1 protein-coding gene is annotated in these 1,280 nt (G+C 55.8%); it reads right to left on the minus strand.

All coding sequences use genetic code 11. The features are described 5' to 3' along the window. Nucleotides 1-1,214 (minus strand): multidrug effflux MFS transporter (locus ACP5D0_RS10345; RefSeq protein WP_472365720.1); only part of this gene is annotated, 1,214 nt, incomplete at its 3' end. Between the last annotated feature and the right edge of the window lie 66 nt (nt 1,215-1,280).

Below are 1,280 nucleotides of genomic sequence, written 5' to 3' on the forward strand. Positions count from 1 at the left end.
TGACGGCGCACACTGCGCCACAGTAGCAGCGCCACGGCTAACAGAGCCGCTTGCGAGGCGGCCATCCATTCCAGACTGTGCTGCACCTGCGGCACCAACAAGGCGGCGACCAGCCCCGCCATCCCCATTTGAAACAGGCTTTGCACCGAGCTGGCGAGGCCGCGTTGCGTCGGCAAACAGTCCAGTGCCACCAGACTCAGCCCGGGGTTGGCCATCGCAAAGGCGAAGGAATACAGCACCAGTGGGGCAATGACCGACCAAGCCTGCACCGGAAACAGGTTCGTAAACAGCAGATTCAGTAGCACGCTGATGGCCGCCAGAATAAAGGCGATGTCAATCAAGGTGGCGGTGGCATAGCGGTGGGTCAGCCGATGCACCAGAATCGACCCCAATAACACACCGGTGACCACCGGCACAAACAATATCCAGAAATCCTGCTCGCCGAGTTTTAGATGGTCGAAAATCACGCTGGCGGCTCCGGCCACGTAAATGAAAAAACCGCCGATAATCAGGCCTTGTGCCGCCACCAGTCGTAAAAACTGCGGGTGGGTTAAGCTCTGCCAATAGCCTTGCATAATGCGGCGCGGATGCAAAGACTGCACATGTTCCGGCGCTTGCGACTCCGCCACACGCAATGAAAACAGCATGATAATGATGACGCTGTATATCGCCAGAAAATAAAACACCGAACGCCACCCTAAATGCACTTCCAACCAGCCACCGATAATCGGTGCCAACGCCGGTGCGGCGGTGAACAGCATCATCATCACCGCCATGGCTTTTTGAGCGTCATCCCCCGGGAAAAAGTCGCGGATCATGGCGCGACTGGCCACGAGGCTTCCTGCCAGCATCGCCCCTTGAAGGGCGCGTCCCAGCATTAATGTTTCAATGCTCTGCGCCAATGCGCTGAGAATCGAAGCGCCCAGATAGCCCAGCAAGCTCAGGACGATAATGGGCTTGCGTCCCCAGCGATCCGATAAGGGTCCCCAGATGAGTGTTGCCAGTGCAAAGCTGACAAGATACACCGCCAGCGTTTGGGTCAGTAAATCACGATTGGCCGACAACTCCGCTTCAATGGCTGGAAATGAGGGCAGATAGGTGTCGATGGTGAAGGGCGCCAGCATGCCAATTAAAGCGACAATCACGATGATAAACAGCGGTGACAGCGTTTGTGTGTTGGGTTGTGGCGGTTGTGAGTCGGTTATGGAGCGCATGAGTCGATTCTTGAGGTTAAAGTTGAGGTTAAAGTTGAGGTTAAAGTTGAGGTTAAAGTTGAGGTG

The sequence above is a fragment of the Hydrogenovibrio sp. genome, from assembly GCF_049975065.1.
Classification (GTDB): Bacteria; Pseudomonadota; Gammaproteobacteria; order Thiomicrospirales; family Thiomicrospiraceae; genus Hydrogenovibrio.